The sequence below is a fragment of the Bradyrhizobium sp. Arg816 genome (assembly GCF_029989365.1).
Lineage (GTDB): Bacteria > Pseudomonadota > Alphaproteobacteria > Rhizobiales > Xanthobacteraceae > Bradyrhizobium.
On the sequence record NZ_JAPRAQ010000009.1, the window covers coordinates 250197 to 266280 of the forward strand.

17 protein-coding genes are annotated in these 16084 nt (G+C 66.4%); 10 read left to right on the forward strand and 7 right to left on the reverse strand.

All coding sequences use genetic code 11. The annotated features are described in order from the left end of the window. The first annotated feature begins 78 nt into the window (after positions 1–78). Positions 79–777 carry a glutathione S-transferase family protein gene (locus tag OWC48_RS23310; protein ID WP_282522049.1) on the forward strand — a complete coding sequence of 233 codons (699 nt, stop codon included), beginning with the start codon at positions 79–81 and terminating at the stop codon, positions 775–777. Between the two features lie 64 nt (positions 778–841). Here the strand turns inward: OWC48_RS23310 and OWC48_RS23315 are convergent, their stop codons facing one another. Further along, positions 842–1066 (reverse strand): cysteine-rich CWC family protein, encoded by a 225-nt coding sequence (locus OWC48_RS23315; protein ID WP_282522050.1) that lies wholly within the window; start codon positions 1064–1066, stop codon positions 842–844. 114 nt (positions 1067–1180) lie between these two features. Between OWC48_RS23315 and OWC48_RS23320 the strand changes: the two genes are divergently transcribed. From OWC48_RS23320 to OWC48_RS23330, 3 genes are all read left to right on the forward strand, one after another. Continuing rightward, positions 1181–2737, forward strand: a complete 1557-nt coding sequence (locus OWC48_RS23320; RefSeq protein WP_282522051.1) for a DUF1800 domain-containing protein — start codon at positions 1181–1183, stop codon at positions 2735–2737. A 2-nt stretch (positions 2738–2739) separates the two neighbouring features. Further along, positions 2740–3957: a DUF1501 domain-containing protein gene (locus tag OWC48_RS23325; RefSeq protein WP_282522052.1), complete on the forward strand. Its 1218-nt coding sequence runs from the start codon at positions 2740–2742 to the stop codon at positions 3955–3957. An 86-nt stretch (positions 3958–4043) separates the two neighbouring features. Then, a complete protein-coding gene (locus tag OWC48_RS23330; protein ID WP_085399303.1) occupies positions 4044–4367 on the forward strand; it encodes an antibiotic biosynthesis monooxygenase in 324 nt (107 codons plus the stop codon). 18 nt (positions 4368–4385) lie between these two features. On the opposite strand, the gene OWC48_RS23335 is transcribed toward OWC48_RS23330, so the two are convergent. The 6 genes from OWC48_RS23335 to OWC48_RS23360 form a co-directional block, all read right to left on the reverse strand. After that, positions 4386–5327: an aldo/keto reductase gene (locus tag OWC48_RS23335; protein ID WP_282522053.1), complete on the reverse strand. Its 942-nt coding sequence runs from the start codon at positions 5325–5327 to the stop codon at positions 4386–4388. 260 nt (positions 5328–5587) lie between these two features. Continuing rightward, positions 5588–6043, reverse strand: coding sequence for a GNAT family N-acetyltransferase (locus OWC48_RS23340; protein WP_282522054.1), 456 nt, complete (start codon positions 6041–6043; stop codon positions 5588–5590). A gap of 87 nt (positions 6044–6130) precedes the next feature. Then, complete coding sequence (locus OWC48_RS23345; RefSeq protein WP_282522055.1) at positions 6131–6943, reverse strand: PAS-domain containing protein; 813 nt, start codon at positions 6941–6943, stop codon at positions 6131–6133. Between the two features lie 128 nt (positions 6944–7071). Beyond that, complete coding sequence (locus OWC48_RS23350) at positions 7072–7230, reverse strand: hypothetical protein (protein ID WP_282522056.1); 159 nt, start codon at positions 7228–7230, stop codon at positions 7072–7074. Between the two features lie 73 nt (positions 7231–7303). Next, positions 7304–7480, reverse strand: coding sequence for a hypothetical protein (locus OWC48_RS23355; RefSeq protein ID WP_187387820.1), 177 nt, complete (start codon positions 7478–7480; stop codon positions 7304–7306). Between the two features lie 152 nt (positions 7481–7632). Further along, positions 7633–8283 (reverse strand): glutathione S-transferase family protein, encoded by a 651-nt coding sequence (locus OWC48_RS23360; protein ID WP_282522057.1) that lies wholly within the window; start codon positions 8281–8283, stop codon positions 7633–7635. A 619-nt stretch (positions 8284–8902) separates the two neighbouring features. Here OWC48_RS23360 and OWC48_RS23365 point away from each other — a divergent pair. The 6 genes from OWC48_RS23365 (at position 8903) to OWC48_RS23390 (ending at position 16073) form a co-directional block, all read left to right on the forward strand. Beyond that, entirely contained in the window at positions 8903–10105 is a 1203-nt protein-coding gene (locus tag OWC48_RS23365; RefSeq protein ID WP_039157959.1) for a pyridoxal phosphate-dependent aminotransferase, read from the forward strand. Positions 10106–10291: 186 nt separating this feature from the next. Beyond that, positions 10292–10774, forward strand: coding sequence for a DUF992 domain-containing protein (locus OWC48_RS23370; RefSeq protein WP_282522058.1), 483 nt, complete (start codon positions 10292–10294; stop codon positions 10772–10774). 153 nt (positions 10775–10927) lie between these two features. Next, the gene (locus OWC48_RS23375) at positions 10928–12976 is read left to right on the forward strand and encodes an elongation factor G (protein WP_282522059.1); all 2049 of its coding nucleotides are present in this window, start codon (positions 10928–10930) and stop codon (positions 12974–12976) included. Between the two features lie 263 nt (positions 12977–13239). After that, positions 13240–13512: a helix-turn-helix domain-containing protein gene (locus OWC48_RS23380; RefSeq protein WP_014492044.1), complete on the forward strand. Its 273-nt coding sequence runs from the start codon at positions 13240–13242 to the stop codon at positions 13510–13512. Positions 13513–13607: 95 nt separating this feature from the next. Beyond that, a complete protein-coding gene (locus tag OWC48_RS23385; protein ID WP_282522060.1) occupies positions 13608–15362 on the forward strand; it encodes a SulP family inorganic anion transporter in 1755 nt (584 codons plus the stop codon). A gap of 66 nt (positions 15363–15428) precedes the next feature. Beyond that, on the forward strand, positions 15429–16073 hold the full coding sequence (locus tag OWC48_RS23390; protein WP_282522061.1) for a YoaK family protein: 645 nt from the start codon (positions 15429–15431) through the stop codon (positions 16071–16073). Positions 16074–16084: the final 11 nt, after the last annotated feature.

Here is a 16084-nt window from a genome sequence, read left to right on the forward strand (position 1 = left end):
CAGAATGCTTCCGCGGCGGCAGTCTGGATTGCTTCGTCGCAAGAGCTCCTCGCAATGACGGAGCATGTGGAGGCAGCCATGTCGCTCAAGCTCTTCGAACTCGTCGGTACCGATGCTTCGCGCCCGTTCAGCCCGTATTGCTGGCGCACGCGAATGGCGCTGGCGCACAAAGGCCTGTCGGCGGAATCGCTGCCCTGGCGCTTCACCGAGAAGAGCGCGATTTCGCCGCACGGCTCGGAGAAGGTCCCGGTGCTCCTGCATCATGACAAGCCCGTGATCGATTCCTGGGCGATCGCGACCTATCTCGAGGACAATTTTCCAGACCAGCCGTCGCTGTTCGGCGGCGACGGCGGCCGCGCCATGGCGCGCATGCTCAACGCCTGGGGCGACATCGCCATCGTCGGCGGCATCTTCCCGTTGATCATCGCCGACATCCCGAAGAATCTCGCGGAGGTCGATGCGACCTATTTCCGCCAGTCACGCGAGGCGCGCTTTGGCGGTAAAACGCTGGAAGACGTGATGGCGAGCCGCGACACCGGCGTGGTCGCGTTCCGCAAATCGCTCGAGGTGATGCGGCAGACCCTGAAGAGGCAGCCCTATATCGGCGGCAGCGCGCCGAACTATGCCGACTACATCGTGTTCGGCGGTTTTCAGTGGGCGCGCGTGACGAGCCCGTTCAAGCTGCTGGAGAGCGATGATCCCGTCTATGCCTGGCGCGGGAAGCTGCTCGACGCGTTCGACGGCATGGCGCGGATGTCGCCTGGGCACGCGGTGTAAGCTTTGTAGCCCGGATGGAGCGCTAGCGAAATCCGGGGCCGGTGCCCGCAGAAGGATTCCCGGATTACGCTTGCGCTCCATCCGGGCTACGCACCGCCGCCGCCTTGCGCAGACATTCCCGGCACAAACAATCCTCGCCCTTGACCGGCATCGGCAGCCGCGCCGTTTCCTCCGCGCACCAGCAGTTTCCCGAGAGATCGCAGCCGAACTCGGTGCCGCAACGGGAGCAGGCGAGGCGGCGCGGTTCCGGCAAGGGAAATTCGAAGGGAAATTCTTTCGGATTTGTCATGATTTGCCCAAAGGCTGCGCCGTCATTTTCATGCCGGGTTCATCTCCCGCTACGGTATATTAGGCGCTGCGCTCAGACTCGGAAAGCGGTTGGCAACGCGCGAAGGACACATCGATGGCCCGCGATTCGCAAGCTGCCCTCGTCGCGCTCAACCGTTTCGGTTTCGGGGCGCGCGGCGGGGCGTCCGGCGATCTCATCAACGCGGCGTCCGATCCGCGCGGCTTCGTGAAGGCGGAACTCGCGCGCCCCAACGGCGTGCTGCTGGAGGCGCCGGGGCTGCAATCGACGCCGCAGCTGGGCCAGGCCGTGTTCGCCTATCAGGACCAGGTCAAGCAGGCGCGCGAGGCCGCGAAGGCCGCTGCGCCCGCTGAAGGGGCGCAGCAGGCACCGGCCGATCAGAAGCCGGGGCTGCGGCGCAATCTCTCGCTCAATGCGGCCGCGACCGAGATCGCCGGCCAGATGGCCGAGACCAAGCCCGCCGACAATGCGGCGAAACCGGACGCCATGCAGCCCGGCGCTGCCGCGCCTCCTGCCGCCAAGCCCGCGCCGCAGCCGCTCAACGTGATCCAGAAAACCTTTCGCGCCGAGGCGCTGGCGCGCTTGCAGCGCGCGACGCTGGTCGAGTGCGGCTTCACCGAGCGGCTGGTGGTGTTCTGGTCCAACCATTTCTGCATCTCCGCGAGCAAGGGCGAGCTGGCGCGCATATGGGCCGGCGCGTTCGAGCGCGAGGCGATCCGGCCGCATGTGCTCGGGCGCTTCGCCGACATGCTCAAGGCCGTCGAGCAGCATCCGGCGATGCTGTTCTTCCTCGACAATCAGCAATCGCTCGGGCCGGATTCGCGCGCCGGGCAGAACCGCAAGCGCGGGCTGAACGAAAATCTCGCGCGCGAGATCATGGAGCTGCATACGCTCGGCGTCGGCGGCGGCTACACGCAGGACGACGTCACCTCGCTCGCGCGCATCATCACCGGCTGGACCTTTGCCGGCCGGCAGGGGCAGCTCGGCACGCCGGGCTCTTTCGTGTTCAACGCCAATGCGCACCAGCCCGGGCCGCAAATGCTGCTCGGCAAGACCTACGGGCCGACCGGCCTTGCGCAGGGCGAGGCCGCGCTCGCCGACATCGCGCGGCATCCCTCGACCGCCAATTTCATCGCCGCCAAATTCGTGCGCCATTTCGTCGCCGACGATCCGCCGCCGGCGCTTGTGGCGCGATTGCGCGACGTCTTCGTCAAGACCGATGGCGATCTCAAGGCAATGGCTGTTGCGCTGGTCGATTCCGACGAAGCGTGGAAGGCGCCGCTGACCAAGATGCGCTCTCCTTACGACTTCGTGATCGCGAGCGGCCGGCTGCTCGCGCGCGTGCCGGAAGATCCCGGCGGCTATCTCAGCAATCTGAACCTGCTCGGCCAGCCGCTGTGGTCGCCGGCCGGGCCGAACGGTTTTCCGGATACCAGCGCGGCCTGGGCCGCACCCGAAGGCATCAAGCTCCGGCTCGACATCGCGGCGCAAATGGGCGCGCGGCTCGGCAACAACATCGATCCGCTCGACTTGCTGGAGTTCGCCGCCGCCGATGCGGCCTCGATCGAGACGCGTAAAACCATCGAGCGCGCGGAGTCGCGGCAGCAGGCGCTGGCGCTGCTGCTGATGTCGCCGGAAATGCAGAGGAGATGATGATGATCGACTGCGTCGAGAACCGGCTCCTCACCTCGCGCCGCGGCCTGCTGCTCGGCGGCTCCTCCTTCGCGGCCTGGGCTTATTTGCCGAAATTCGCGCGCGCGGCCGGCGGGCGCGATCCGCGATTGATCGTGGTGATCCTGCGCGGCGCGCTCGATGGGCTCTCGACCGTCGCGCCGCTCGGTGACCCAGATTATGCCGGCCTGCACGGCTCGATCGCGCTTGCCGCCGACGGCGCGCATCCGGCGATCATGCTCGATACTTTCTTCGCGCTGCATCCGGCGATGCCGGAATTCGCGCGCATGTATCGCGACATGCATGCCGCGGTGATCCACGCGGTGGCGACGCCCTATCGCGACCGCTCGCATTTCGATGGCCAGGACGTGCTCGAAAGCGGCTATGCCGGCCCCGGCCGCGTGCAATCCGGCTGGCTCAATCGCGCGCTCGAAGCGCTGCCGCGCGGCGAGCGTGTGTCGAGCGGGCTCGCGGTCGGTCCCACCACGCCGCTGGTATTGCGCGGCAATGCGCCGACCGTCGGCTGGGCGCCGGTGGCGCTGCCGCAGGCCGACGACGACACCGCGATGCGGCTGGTCGATCTCTATCGCCACCGCGATCCCGCGCTGGCCTCCGCGCTGTCGCAAGGTCTCCAGCTCGACAAGGTCGCCAGCGGCGACGACATGAAGCCGAAGGGCGGCAACCAGGTCGCGCAGATGCGGCAGATCGCGCGTGGCGCCGCAAAACTGATGGCGGCCGACGACGGCCCGCGCATCGCCGCGCTCGCCTTCGACGGCTGGGATACGCATGCCAATGAAGGCGGCCCGGTCGGGCGTCTGGCCTTCCTGCTCGGCGGCCTCGACGGCGCGCTCGCCGAATTCGAAAGCGGCCTCGGCGAGCGCTGGCGCGACACCGCAATCGTCGTCGCCACCGAGTTCGGCCGCACCGCGCGCATCAACGGCACCGACGGCACCGATCACGGCACGGGAACGATCGCGCTGCTCGCCGGCGGCGCGGTGAAGGGCGGCCGCGTCATCTCCGACTGGCCCGGCCTCAAGCTCGCGAACTTGTATGAGGGACGCGACCTCAAGCCCACCACGGATTTGCGCTCGGTAATCAAGGGCGTGCTGCAGGGTCAGTTCGGCCTGTCCGATCGCGTGCTGGCGGAGACGGTGTTCCCGGACAGCGCCAGCGCGAGACCGATGAAGGGATTGGTGGCGTAATAGCAGCCACCGGCATTCCCGGCCCGCGCCTTGCGGTACGTCTCGGAATGACGACATGATGAGCCGAGCATCAGGAGATCACCCGCATGTACATCGCCATGAACCGCTTCCGCGTCACCAAGGGCTCTGAAACCGCTTTCGAACAGGTCTGGCTCTCGCGCGACACGTTTCTCGACGGGGTGCCTGGCTTCGTCGAGTTTCATCTGCTGCGCGGCCCCGAGCTCGAGGACCACACGCTCTATGCCTCGCACACGATCTGGGCGAACCATGCCGCATTCGAGGCGTGGACCAAGTCGGAGGCGTTTCGCGCGGCGCATCAGCGCGCTGGCGATAACAAGCCGCTTTATCTCGGCCATCCCCAGTTCGAAGGCTTTGAGGTGATGCAGACGGTGGGACGCGGCGCGAAGTAACGCGCCGCGCTTCAAACATCAGCCCTGGGTGATCTTGTCGATCTGCGCCATCTCATCGGCGCTGAGCTTCCACGCGATTGCCTTGACGTTCTGCTCGATCTGCTCGACGCGGGTGGCGCCTGCGATGACGCTCGAGACCTGCGGGCGGCCGGCGAGCCAGGAGAAGGCGAGCTCGAGCATCGAGTGTCCGCGCGCTTGCGCAAAGGCCTGCAGTTTCTCGACGATCGCCTCGTTGCGCGGGGTAACGTAGCGGTCGCGCAGTCGCGGAGTTTGGCCGAAGCGGGTGTCGCCGGGTGCGGACTCGCCCTTCCTGTATTTGCCGGTCAGAAGTCCGCTCGCGAGCGGGAAGAACGGCAACAGGCCGAGCTTGTATTCCGTTGCTGCCGGCAACAGGTCCTTCTCGATGTCGCGCACGACCAGGGAATATTCGTCCTGGCAGGAGACGAAGCGGCTGACATTCATCGCGCGCGCGACGTACTCCGCTTCCGCAATCCGCCACGCCGGAAAGTTCGAATTGCCGATGTAGCGGACCTTGCCCTGGCGGACGAGATCGTCGAGCGCGCGAAGACTCTCCTCGATCGGCGTCAGCGGGTCGTAATCGTGCTGCTGGTAGAGATCGATGTAATCGGTCTTCAGCCGCTTCAGGCTCGCGTCCACGGCCTCCATGATGTAGCGGCGCGAGGCGCCCTGCTTGGTTCCGTCCTCCGCCATCGGCTTGGAATATTTCGTCGCCAGCACGATGTCCTTGCGGCGATCGCCCAGCACGGCGCCGAGCACGTTTTCCGAGCCGCCCATGTTCGAATAGATGTCGGCGGTGTCGAACAGCGTGATGCCGAGATCGAGCGCGCGGTGGATCACCTTGCGCGAGGCCTCGAGGTCGATGCGCTGGCCGAAATTATTGCAGCCGAGCCCGACCGCGGACACGCGGAGGCCGGAGGCGCCGAGATTACGAATTTCCATGGGAGATCCTGTCAGAGATGAGCAGGGGCGCATTGTGACCGCGGCGGCCGCGACCGGCAAGCTGCCCGCCGCGCTGCTGCCATGCTGACAGAGCGGACAAAAAAATGCGGCCCCTGTCAGACGCGGCGACTGACGGGGACCGCTTTGGGGCGCTTGATCGGTGACGGGGGGCCTGATCAGACGCAGGTGCAGCGTAGTCCCGCTATGTTACGCGCGGGTGACAGGCAGAGTTATCCACAGGGGCTCCGCGGGCGCCGCGATCAGAAGATCTTGCGATAGACGATGAAGCCGGAGCGCTCGGCGACCTTGTCGTACAGGCTCTGCGCCGTGACGTTGGTCTCGTGCGTCTGCCAGTAGACCCGCGGGGACCCCGCGAGCTTTGCGCGCTCGTAGACGCCGTGGATCAGCGCCGAGGCGACGCCCTTGCCGCGCGCGGCCTCCAGCGTGAACAGGTCCTGCAAATAGCAGGACGGCTCGATCGCGGTGGTGCTGCGATGGAACAGGTAGTGCGTCAGCCCGAGCAGGCGCCCGTGGCTCTCGGCGACCAGCCCATGCACCGGCTCATAGCCATCGAAGAAGCGCTGCCACGTCATCCGCGTGATTTCGGGCGCCAGCGCGGTCGGGCCGGAGCGGCCGTAGAAAGCGTTATAGCCATCCCACAACGGCAGCCATTGATCGTAGTCCTGCTTCGTGATGGAGCGAATGGTGAGCGACATGTGAGTATCCGCGATCTCGGAGGACGCAAGGCGATGAAGCGTCCTTCATACGTGATGATCGCACCGCCGATCAATCGCGCCGTCGCATCACTCCGCGACGCGCAAATACCGCATCAGCCTGCGGCTCGCGGGATCGCGCAGCGAGCGGTAGTAGTCGGCGCGCGCGGGCGGGTCGGTGTGGCGCACGAGGTCGGTCACGGGCGTGTAGCCCAGCATGCGACCGCCATCGGGCAGGGCGGCGCAGACGAAGCGCAGCACCTCGCCATTGCGCAAGGCGATGTTGATCGGCGTGGCATCGCCGATCCGCACCATTTCCATCCGCTGCGCGATGAAGGTACCGAGCTCATCCTCGGGCAGCTCGAACGCGCCGGTGTCGCGGCCGTGATACATCAGCGCAATGAAGGGCGGCTTGCCGTCGGCCACTTCGTCCGGCAGCGCAAAATAGTCGCGAAATGCGCGGTTGATGAATTCGGCACGCGTCTCGGCGTCGAGCAGCACGATGCCGATGTCGACCTGGTCGAGCGCGGCCGACAGTCGCGCGGCGGTGGCGTGGCTCTGGCGCTCGGCGGCGAATGTGCCGAGCAGCCGCTCGCGCATCAGGCCGGTGATTGCGGCCGTGCCGGCAGTCGTCACGGCCAGGAGGCCGAGCCGGACCAGATCCGCCGCCGCATAGCCCGGCAGGGCCCGATGGGCCAGAAAGAACAACGCCGCGCCGATCACCGCGACGGCAGCGCTCGTCATGGCGGAAGCGAGACCCGACAGCGAGCCGGCGAGCGCCACGATGCAGACGAACAGGGGCGCAGGCGAGGGAACAGGGACATAACGATCGAGCAGGATCGCCAGCAGCGCAATTGCCGCCGTCAGCGCCGGACCGGAGATCGCACGCCATCCGAACCGCATGGACCAGTCTCGCTGCTCCTGAACGAGGTAAGGCCGCAACACTGGCTGATCGTTGCGCCCACGCGATGCAATTTCACGCGATGCGCTTAAGGGGCAGTTGCCGGCAGGGGCAAAGCTTGCGGCTGTTTTTAGACGAAATGCGCGTGCCTGAGGCGCTGCTGCTGCCCCGGCGCATTCAGCGTCGACGTCCCCGGGCTCTTGCGCATGCCGGTGAAAATCAACAGCGATGCCGCGACCAGGATGGCCGCAGTCAGGGTGATTGCAACGACTACCACAGGCGATTTCATCGGTGTCCTGTCGCGATGCCGGTCGGCGCGGGCCGCGCGGCACCTTGAAGGCGGGTCCGGGATGAAACGGGGATCAGACCGGCAGGCCCATCGCCATGGTCGCCTTGGTCGACAGCACTGTCAGGGTGACGATCAGGCACAGCGAGAGTGCGGCGACGGCGAGCGAGGCCACGACCGCGTTGGTCAGCCGGGAAGACGAAACGGTAACGGTTTGGCCTCGAAAGCCTGCCGTGCCGGACGCCCGAATCATGGTCTAAATCCTTCAACGTGCGAGCGAATCACCCGCGACTCGAACAATTTCCCTGTTTCAACCGGCAATATTGGGGCGGCCATAGCGGCGAAGATGGCGAGAATGCGGCGTAGGCTGCCCTTATGCCCGCTATTCCCGGAGCCAGCGCGCCGTCAGGCGCCCGCCGCGATGCTGGCGGGGTCGTCGACGTCCGCCGGCCGCCAGTCCATCGATACGAAACCGGGGGCGGCCTCGACGCGCTTCAACCAGTCCCGGATCGCCGGGAAGGTCGAGAGGTCGAAGTCGCAGCGGTCGGCGAGGTGCGTGTAGCCGTAGAGCGCGATGTCGGCGACCGTGAGCTGGCGGGCGGCGAAATAGGCGTTGGTCTTGAGGTGGTTTTCCATCACCTGGAGCGCGCCATAGCCGCGCTCCATCCAGTCTTCCAGGGAGTGGGTCTGGAGATCGCGGCCGCCCTTGACCAGCGACAGCCAGAAATAGGCGGCGCCGATGTTCGGCTCGAGCGCGTGCTGCTCGAAGAACATCCATTGCAGCGCCTCGGCGCGGTCGATGCGGTTCTCGGGCGCGAGCGGCGTGCCGACCGCGACGTACCAGAGGATGGCGTTGGACTCGGCGAGATAGCGGTCATCGCCGACATCGAGCAGCGGCACTTGTCCGGACGGGTTCTTGGAGAGAAAGTCCGGCGTCTTGCTTTCGCCGCGCAGAATGTCCACCTCGACCGCTTCGTAAGGCACGTTCAACAGCGCCAGCGCAAGGCGGACCTTGTAGCTGTTGCCGGAGCGTTGCATCGAATAGAGCTTGTACATTCTGGGAGTTCGTTCCGAGGACGGGAAGGTGCGGTGTTCGTTACTTCGCATCGCGGCTAAACAATGATGCCGTTGCGAATCCGCCGCAAGACCCGCGTCATAGAAAAACTCGAAAACCCTACCGCACCGCAATGCCGCGGAAGATCATTTCCTGCGACGCTGCAAATCAGATCACGCTTGCGTCAGCGCGCGGCCGCGGGACGATCGCGCCTCGCGAGAGCGGTCAGGACGCAGAAGCTTCCGCATCGTCATGGCCGGGCTTGACCCGGCCATCCACGCTCGACATACGACACAAAGAACGTGGATGCCCGGGCCTTCGCCGCGCCGAAGCGGCTTCGGCCGCGCAGGCGGGACAAGCCCGGGCATGACGGCGTTCAGATTTCGCTATGGCGACACGCAAAATTGCTCCGAGGACAAGCCTTCCCGGATATGAGCGATTTGCGTGGCAAAGTTACGGAAAATTGCGGAAAAACGCGTCTAGAAGCGCTCCAGATCCGTAAACTTTTTCGAGATCGGGCCGAAGTTTCTTGCGGCGCAGCGGCACACGTTTTAGGGTGGCTCATTCCCACAATTGGAGTCGTGAGGCCAAAGGGTTCACGACGCTTGTCAGGAGATGACGATGTCCTTCCTTGCCGCTGCGCTCGACCGTGTGAAGCCGTCCGCGACCATCGCGGTCACGGATAAAGCACGTGCGCTGAAAGCGGCGGGCCGCAACGTCATCGGCTTAGGTGCCGGCGAGCCCGACTTCGACACGCCCGCCAACATCAAGCTGGCTGCGATCCATGCCATCGAAGCCGGCAAGACCAAGTACACCGCCGTCGACGGTATTCCCGAGCTGAAGGAAGCCATCATCGGCAAGTTTCAGCGCGAGAACGGCGTGGCCTACAAGCCGAACCAGATCATCGTCGGCACCGGCGGCAAGCAGGTGCTCTACAACGCGCTGATGGCGACCATCAATCCGGGCGACGAGGTGATCATCCCCGCGCCGTACTGGGTCAGCTATCCCGAGATGGTGGCGCTCGCCGGCGGCGAGCCGGTGCCGGTGGTCTGCACCGCCGCGACCGGCTTCAAGCTCCAGGCCGAGGCGCTGGAGCGTGCGATCACGCCGAAGACCAAATGGGTGATCCTGTGCTCGCCGTCGAACCCGACCGGTGCGGCCTACACCAGGACCGAGCTGAAGGCGCTCACCGACGTGCTGGTCAGGCATCCGCATGTCTGGGTGATGACCGACGACATGTACGAGCACCTCGTCTATGACGACTTCCAGTTCACCACGGTCGCGCAGGTCGAGCCGAAACTCTACGACCGCACGCTCACCGTGAACGGCGTGTCGAAGGCCTATTGCATGACCGGCTGGCGCATCGGCTACGCCGGCGGTCCGGCGCAGCTCATCAAGGCGATGTCGACGATCCAATCGCAGTCGACCTCGAACCCGTCGTCGATTGCACAATGGGCCGCGGTGGAAGCGCTGAACGGTCCGCAGGACTTCATCCCCGCCAACAACAAGGTGTTCAAGGAGCGCCGCGACCTCGTGGTCTCCATGCTCAACCAGGCCAAGGGCATCGAGTGCCCGCGTCCCGAAGGCGCCTTCTACGTCTATCCCTCTTGCGCCGGCACGATCGGCAAGACCGCGCCGTCGGGCAAGGTGATCGACAATGACGAGACCTTCGTGACCGAGTTGCTCGAGACCGAAGGCGTCGCCGTGGTGCAGGGTTCGGCGTTCGGCCTCGGCCCGGCCTTCCGCATCTCTTACGCGACCAAGACCTCGGACCTCGAAGACGCCTGCAAGCGCATCCAGCGCTTCTGCGGCAATCTCCGCTGAGCCTGTCGCAAATATCTATCGACAAATACCTATCGAAAAGGCCCGCCTCCGGCGGGCCTTTTTATTGTTTGCACGCTTATCGTCACGCGTGATCTGGCACCACCACGGCTCTTGTGGCATAGACCATCGCGCAACACGGGTGGGGCGCTCTCTCTGCTCGCATCACATTCATCGCCGGAGACATTCATGCGCCGTTCGTTCATCCTCGCCGGGCTCGCCGCGGCCAGCCTCGTTGCCTCCGTCGCAAACAGCGGCGCTCAGCAGCAGCGGATGGTCCGGGTCGGCGTGCTCGAATGCCGCGGCGGCGCCAGCGTCGGCTTCATCGTGGGATCGGTGACCAATCTCGGTTGCGTCCTGCGTGCCGACGGTTTGCCGGAAGATCGCTACGTCGCGACCATCCGTAAAGTGGGCCTCGACATCGGCATCACCCAGGAGACCACGCTTGCCTGGGGCGTGTTCGCGCCGGTCGACCGGCTCGGCCCCGGCGATCTCTCGGGCAATTATGCCGGCGCGCAGGGCAGCGCCTCGGTCGGCGTCGGTATCGGTGGCAACGCGCTGGTCGGCGGCTCCAACAATTCGATCGCGCTCCAGCCGCTCAGCGTGCAGGGCCAGGTCGGCCTCAACGTCGCCGCCGGCCTCGAGAGGCTGGAACTCCGTCCGGGTCGTTGACAATTTCGCGTGTGCTGATCGCGTCGGTCCGACGCGATTTCGGCAACGACGCACCGCAGCGATTTTTGATGCTTGCCAAATCTCGGGGACGGGCAGAGCATCGGCGTTTGCCGACCCAATCATGGGCCGAGCTCCACACCAAGGAGGCGGCGAATGGGACAAGACGTCAGAAGTCCCCGAGGTCCACGGTGCATCGCACTGGTGGGCCCATTCCAAAGCGGTAAAACCACACTTCTCGAAGCAATACTGGCGCGAACGGGCGCAATCCCCCGCGCCGGCAGCGTCGACGCCGGAACATCCGTCGGCGACGCCTCCGCGGAGGCCCGTCATCACAAGATGACCGTCGGCCTGACTGCCGCCACCACGAGTTTCATGGGCGACAGCTACACCTTCCTCGATTGTCCCGGTTCCGTTGAGTTCGCCCACGACATGCGTGCAGCGCTTCCCGCTGTCGACGCCGCGGTTGTGGTCTGCGAGGCCGACGAGAAGAAGCTGCCGCAGCTTCAGATCATCCTGCGCGAGCTGGAGGAGCTGAAGATCCCGCGTTTCCTGTTCCTCAACAAGATCGACCGCGCCAACAAGCGCATCCGCGAGACGCTGGCAACGCTCCAGCCGGCCTCGCGCGTGCCGCTGGTGCTGCGCCAGATTCCGATCTGGAAGGGCGAGCTGATCGAGGGCTTCGTCGATCTCGCGCTGGAACGTGCGTTCATCTACCGCGAGCACAAGGCCTCCGAGGTGGTCGCGCTCGAAGGCGGAGATCTCGATCGCGAGAAGGAGGCCCGCTTCTCGATGCTGGAGAAGCTCGCCGATCACGACGACGCGCTGATGGAGCAACTGCTCGAGGACATCCAGCCGCCGCGCGATGCGGTGTTCGACGATCTCGCGCGCGAATTGCGCGAGGGGCAGATCTGCCCCGTGTTGCTGGGGGCCGCCGCGCGCGAAAACGGCGTGCTGCGCCTGATGAAGGCCCTACGCCACGAGGCGCCCGGCATCGAGGAAACTGCAAAGCGTCTCGGTGTGCCGGCCAGCAAGGAGGCGCTCGGCTACGTCTTCAAGACGCTGCATTCGCAGCACGGCGGAAAGCTGTCGCTGACGCGATTGCTCGCCGGCCATCTCGACGACGGCGCCACGCTGCAATCCGCCTCCGGCGGGAGCGGCCGCATCTCCGGCATCCTCGCCGTCAACGGCGCCTACGATACCAAGCGTGCCGCGGCCGAAGCCGGCGACACGGTTGCGCTCGCCAAGGTCGACCCGATCAAGACCGGCGATACGGTCTCGAGCGGCAAGTCCCCGCCGGCTGCGCTGTTCGCCCCGGAGCCGACGCCGCCGGTGCTCGCGATCTCGGTCGCCGCCACCGACCGCAAGGACGACGTCAAGCTCGGCCAGGCCCTTGCCCGGCTGCACGAGGAGGATCCCTCGCTCGGCATCGTGATGAACGCCCAGACCCACGACACCGTGCTGTGGGGCCAGGGCGAAATGCATCTGCGCGTGGCGAGCGAGCGGCTGCGCGACCGCTTCGGCGTCAAGATCACCTCGCAGCCACCCGCGATCGGCTACCAGGAGACCATCCGCAAGCCGATCGTCCAGCGCGGCCGGCACAAGAAGCAGTCCGGTGGCCACGGGCAGTTCGGCGACGTCGTGCTCGACATCAAGCCGCTGCCGCGCGGCGAGGGGTTCAAGTTCGCCGAAAAGGTCGTGGGCGGCGCGGTGCCGCGCAACTATATCGGCGCGGTGGAAGAGGGCGTTGTCGACGGACTGACGCGCGGCCCGCTCGGTTTCCCCGTCACCGATCTACAGGTGACGCTGACCGACGGCTCCTACCACAGTGTCGACTCCTCCGACCTCGCCTTCCGCACGGCGGCGCGGGTCGGACTCAACGAAGGTCTGCCGCAATGCCAGTCGGTGCTGCTGGAGCCGATCCACGTGGTCGAGATCGTCTGCCCGACCGACGCTACCGCCAAGATCAACGCGATCCTGTCGGCGCGGCGCGGCCAGATCCTCGGCTTCGACACCCGTGACGGCTGGAGCGGATGGGACTGCGTCCGCGCCATGATGCCGGAGGCGGAGATCGGCGAGCTCATCGTCGAGCTGCGTTCGGCCACGGCCGGAGCCGGCAGCTTCACCCGTCAGTTCGACCACATGGCCGAGGTGACCGGCCGCGCTGCCGACCAGATCATCGCCGCGCATCAGCACGCGGCGTGATCCGCCTCGCGCGGTGAGGGAGGCTCCGCTCGCTCACTTCCTCTCCCCCTTCTTACGGGGTGAGGAAGTGAGGCGGTGTCCTCTCCACGCGTCATTGCGAGCGCAGCGAAGCAATCCAGAGTCTTTCCACGGAGGGATTCTGGATTGCTTCGCTGCGCTCGCAATGACGGAAGGGCACTTGCACCAAGCGCTCGCAATGATGTATTTTACATCATTGTGCATGCTCCAGATATCACTTATAAGCTCTGATACGTGAGGCCACGGTGATCACGTCGTTCCAGATGCGGGCAGCCCGCGCGCTGCTTGGCATTGACCAGAAAGCCTTGGCCGAGCTCGCCGGCGTTTCGCTGCCGACCATCCAGCGGATGGAGGCCAGCACCGGCAATGTTCGCGGCGTGGTCGAGACCTTGATCAAGGTGGTCGAGGCGTTCGACCGGGCCGGCGTCGAGCTGATCGGCGAGCAGGCCCGCAGCGACAGCGGCGGGCGGGGCGTTCGCCTGAAGGAGCCGGGGCCGCCGCGCCGCGTCGGGGCATGATCGGTGTGATGATCGTGCCCGGAATCAGGATGAGCTAGCGCATCGTCGCACGCGCGCGCTGCACGATGCACCGGAGCATTGTGGGGCAGCGGAGCATGAGCATCACCAGCGAGCGGGCAGGCGGGCTGCATCGACCGCGTCAGCCGACCTTTGCCGAACTGTATTTGCCAAAGCTCGTCACCGTCTGGCGCGAGGGTTATGGCGTCGCTGATTTCCGCGCCGATGTGTTCGCGGGCCTGACAGTTGCCATCGTCGCGCTGCCGCTGTCGATGGCGATCGCAATCGCCTCCGGCGTGACGCCGGACCGCGGGCTCTACACCGCTGTCGTCGGCGGCTTCATCGTATCGCTGCTCGGCGGCAGTCGCTTCCAGATCGGCGGGCCTGCCGGCGCCTTCATCGTGCTGGTCGCGGTGACCGCGGAGCGGCACGGCGTCGACGGAGTGATCCTCGCCACCCTGATGGCGGGCATGGTCCTGATCGCCGCGGGCCTGTTGCGGATCGGCACCTACATCAAGTTCATTCCCTACCCCGTCACGGTCGGCTTCACCGCGGGCATCGCCGTGATCATCTTCGCCAGCCAGCTCCGCGATCTCTCAGGGATCACGCTGGCCGGGAAAGAGCCCGGCGAATTCGTGCCGAAACTCGTTGCGCTCGCCGGAGGCCTGCACACGATCAATCCGTCCGCCGTCGCGGTCGCGATCGTCAGCATCGTCATCATCGCAGCCTTGCGGCGCTGGCGGCCGTCCTGGCCCGGCATCCTGATCGCGGTCGTGCTCGCGGCGGTCGCGACTGCCGTGCTGTCGCTGCCCGTGGAAACCATCGGCAGCCGCTTCGGCGGCATTCCGCGCGAATTGCCGTCTCCGGCGCTGCCGGCGTTCTCGCTTGCGAAGGCGACGGCCGTGCTGCCTGACGCGATCTCGTTCGCGCTGCTGGCCGCGATCGAATCGCTGCTGTCGGCGGTGGTCGCCGACGGCATGACCGGACGCCGCCACCGCTCCAATTGCGAGCTGGTGGCGCAAGGCGCGGCCAACATCGGTTCGGCGCTGTTCGGCGGCATCTGCGTCACCGGCCTGATCGCGCGCACCGCCACCAACATCCGCGCCGGCGCGCGCGGGCCGCTCGCGGGGATGCTGCATTCGGCCTTCCTGCTGCTGTTCATGCTGATCGCGGCGCCGCTCGCGAGCTACATCCCGCTGGCCGCGCTCGCCGCCGTGCTCGTCGTCGTCGCCTGGACCATGGCGGAGAAGCACGAATTCGCAACGCTCTTGCGCTCATCCTGGGGCGATGCCGTCGTGCTGCTCGCGACCTTCCTGCTCACCATCTTCCGCGACCTGACCGAAGGCATCCTGGTCGGCTTCGCGCTCGGCGCGGTGCTGTTCATCCACCGCATGGCGGAGATGACTGGCATCGAGGAGCGCTCCCCGCTGGTGGCCGCCGATCGTCCCGATGACGGCAATGGCGAGCGCGTGCCTTACGATCCCGCGCTCGCCATCGATCGCGACGTGCTGGTCTATCGCATCACCGGCGCGTTCTTCTTCGGTGCCGCCTCGGCAATCGGAAACGTGCTCGACGGCATCGCCGAGCAGCGCAAGGGTCTCGTGGTCGATTTCGCCGCGGTGCCGTTCCTGGACTCGACGGCCGCCAACGTGCTCGGCCGCGTCGCCGCCAAGGCGCACCGCCATGGCATCCGGCTGTTCATCACCGGGGCGTCGCCTCCGGTTCGCCGCGCGCTGCTCACCCATGGCGTGACGCCGCCGCGTGCGCGCTATCGCGAGACCATCGCGCGTGCCGTCGCCGACATCAAGGCCGGCGCGGCGCAGCCCGTGGCCGACGACGCGGCCGCGACCTGACGGCAGCGCACTTCTCAAGCCGGCCGATTTGATCGACACTGCCGCGTCACGGCGGTGGTGCAGGGAATGCTGGATTCGCGTCGCAACATCGTGCTGGCCTGCGCGCTCAGCATGCTGGCGGGCTATGTCGACGGCATCGGCTTCCTGCATCTCGGCGGCCTGTTCGTCTCGTTCATGAGTGGCAACTCCACGCGTCTCGGCGTCAGCCTTGCGGAAGCGCAATGGTGGCATGCCGCCAGCGCCCTCGGCCTGATCGCGCTGTTCGTGGCCGGTGCTGCGGCCGGCAGCCTCGTCGTGCTCGGCGGCGGGGCCGAGCGGCAGCCCTGGCTGCTTCTCATTGAAACCGGGCTGCTTGCGGGTGCCGGACTTTGCCATGCCTACGGCCTGTCCAACCTCGCGATCGCGGCCATCGTGCTCGCGATGGGCCTGGAGAACGCCGTGTTCCAGATCGATGGTGGCGCGGGCCTCGGCCTCACCTATGTCACGGGCGCGCTGGTCAAGGTCGGCCAGTTCCTCGCGGTGAGCCTCACCGGCGGGCCGCGCTGGAATTGGGCGCCGAACCTGCTGTTGTGGGCGGCGCTCGTTGCGGGCTCGGCGGCCGGGGCGCTCGGCTATGCCCGGATCAACCTCGCCGCGATCTGGTTCGCCGCTGCCGCGGCGCTGGCTTTGGCTGCGATCGTGGCTGCGGCGATGCGGCGGCCGCGCGCTTGACAGAGCCAGCG

Excerpts from the sequence above, each read along its gene's own strand:
- OWC48_RS23310 (WP_282522049.1), top strand. The coding sequence starts at position 79 with ATGTCGCTCAAGCTCTTCGAACTCGTCGGTACCGATGCTTCGCGCCCG.
- OWC48_RS23315 (WP_282522050.1), bottom strand. The coding sequence starts at position 1,066 with ATGACAAATCCGAAAGAATTTCCCTTCGAATTTCCCTTGCCGGAACCG.
- OWC48_RS23320 (WP_282522051.1), top strand. The coding sequence starts at position 1,181 with ATGGCCCGCGATTCGCAAGCTGCCCTCGTCGCGCTCAACCGTTTCGGT.
- OWC48_RS23325 (WP_282522052.1), top strand. The coding sequence starts at position 2,740 with ATGATCGACTGCGTCGAGAACCGGCTCCTCACCTCGCGCCGCGGCCTG.
- OWC48_RS23330 (WP_085399303.1), top strand. The coding sequence starts at position 4,044 with ATGTACATCGCCATGAACCGCTTCCGCGTCACCAAGGGCTCTGAAACC.
- OWC48_RS23335 (WP_282522053.1), bottom strand. The coding sequence starts at position 5,327 with ATGGAAATTCGTAATCTCGGCGCCTCCGGCCTCCGCGTGTCCGCGGTC.
- OWC48_RS23340 (WP_282522054.1), bottom strand. The coding sequence starts at position 6,043 with ATGTCGCTCACCATTCGCTCCATCACGAAGCAGGACTACGATCAATGG.
- OWC48_RS23345 (WP_282522055.1), bottom strand. The coding sequence starts at position 6,943 with ATGCGGTTCGGATGGCGTGCGATCTCCGGTCCGGCGCTGACGGCGGCA.
- OWC48_RS23350 (WP_282522056.1), bottom strand. The coding sequence starts at position 7,230 with ATGAAATCGCCTGTGGTAGTCGTTGCAATCACCCTGACTGCGGCCATC.
- OWC48_RS23355 (WP_187387820.1), bottom strand. The coding sequence starts at position 7,480 with ATGATTCGGGCGTCCGGCACGGCAGGCTTTCGAGGCCAAACCGTTACC.
- OWC48_RS23360 (WP_282522057.1), bottom strand. The coding sequence starts at position 8,283 with ATGTACAAGCTCTATTCGATGCAACGCTCCGGCAACAGCTACAAGGTC.
- OWC48_RS23365 (WP_039157959.1), top strand. The coding sequence starts at position 8,903 with ATGTCCTTCCTTGCCGCTGCGCTCGACCGTGTGAAGCCGTCCGCGACC.
- OWC48_RS23370 (WP_282522058.1), top strand. The coding sequence starts at position 10,292 with ATGCGCCGTTCGTTCATCCTCGCCGGGCTCGCCGCGGCCAGCCTCGTT.
- OWC48_RS23375 (WP_282522059.1), top strand. The coding sequence starts at position 10,928 with ATGGGACAAGACGTCAGAAGTCCCCGAGGTCCACGGTGCATCGCACTG.
- OWC48_RS23385 (WP_282522060.1), top strand. The coding sequence starts at position 13,608 with ATGAGCATCACCAGCGAGCGGGCAGGCGGGCTGCATCGACCGCGTCAG.
- OWC48_RS23390 (WP_282522061.1), top strand. The coding sequence starts at position 15,429 with ATGCTGGATTCGCGTCGCAACATCGTGCTGGCCTGCGCGCTCAGCATG.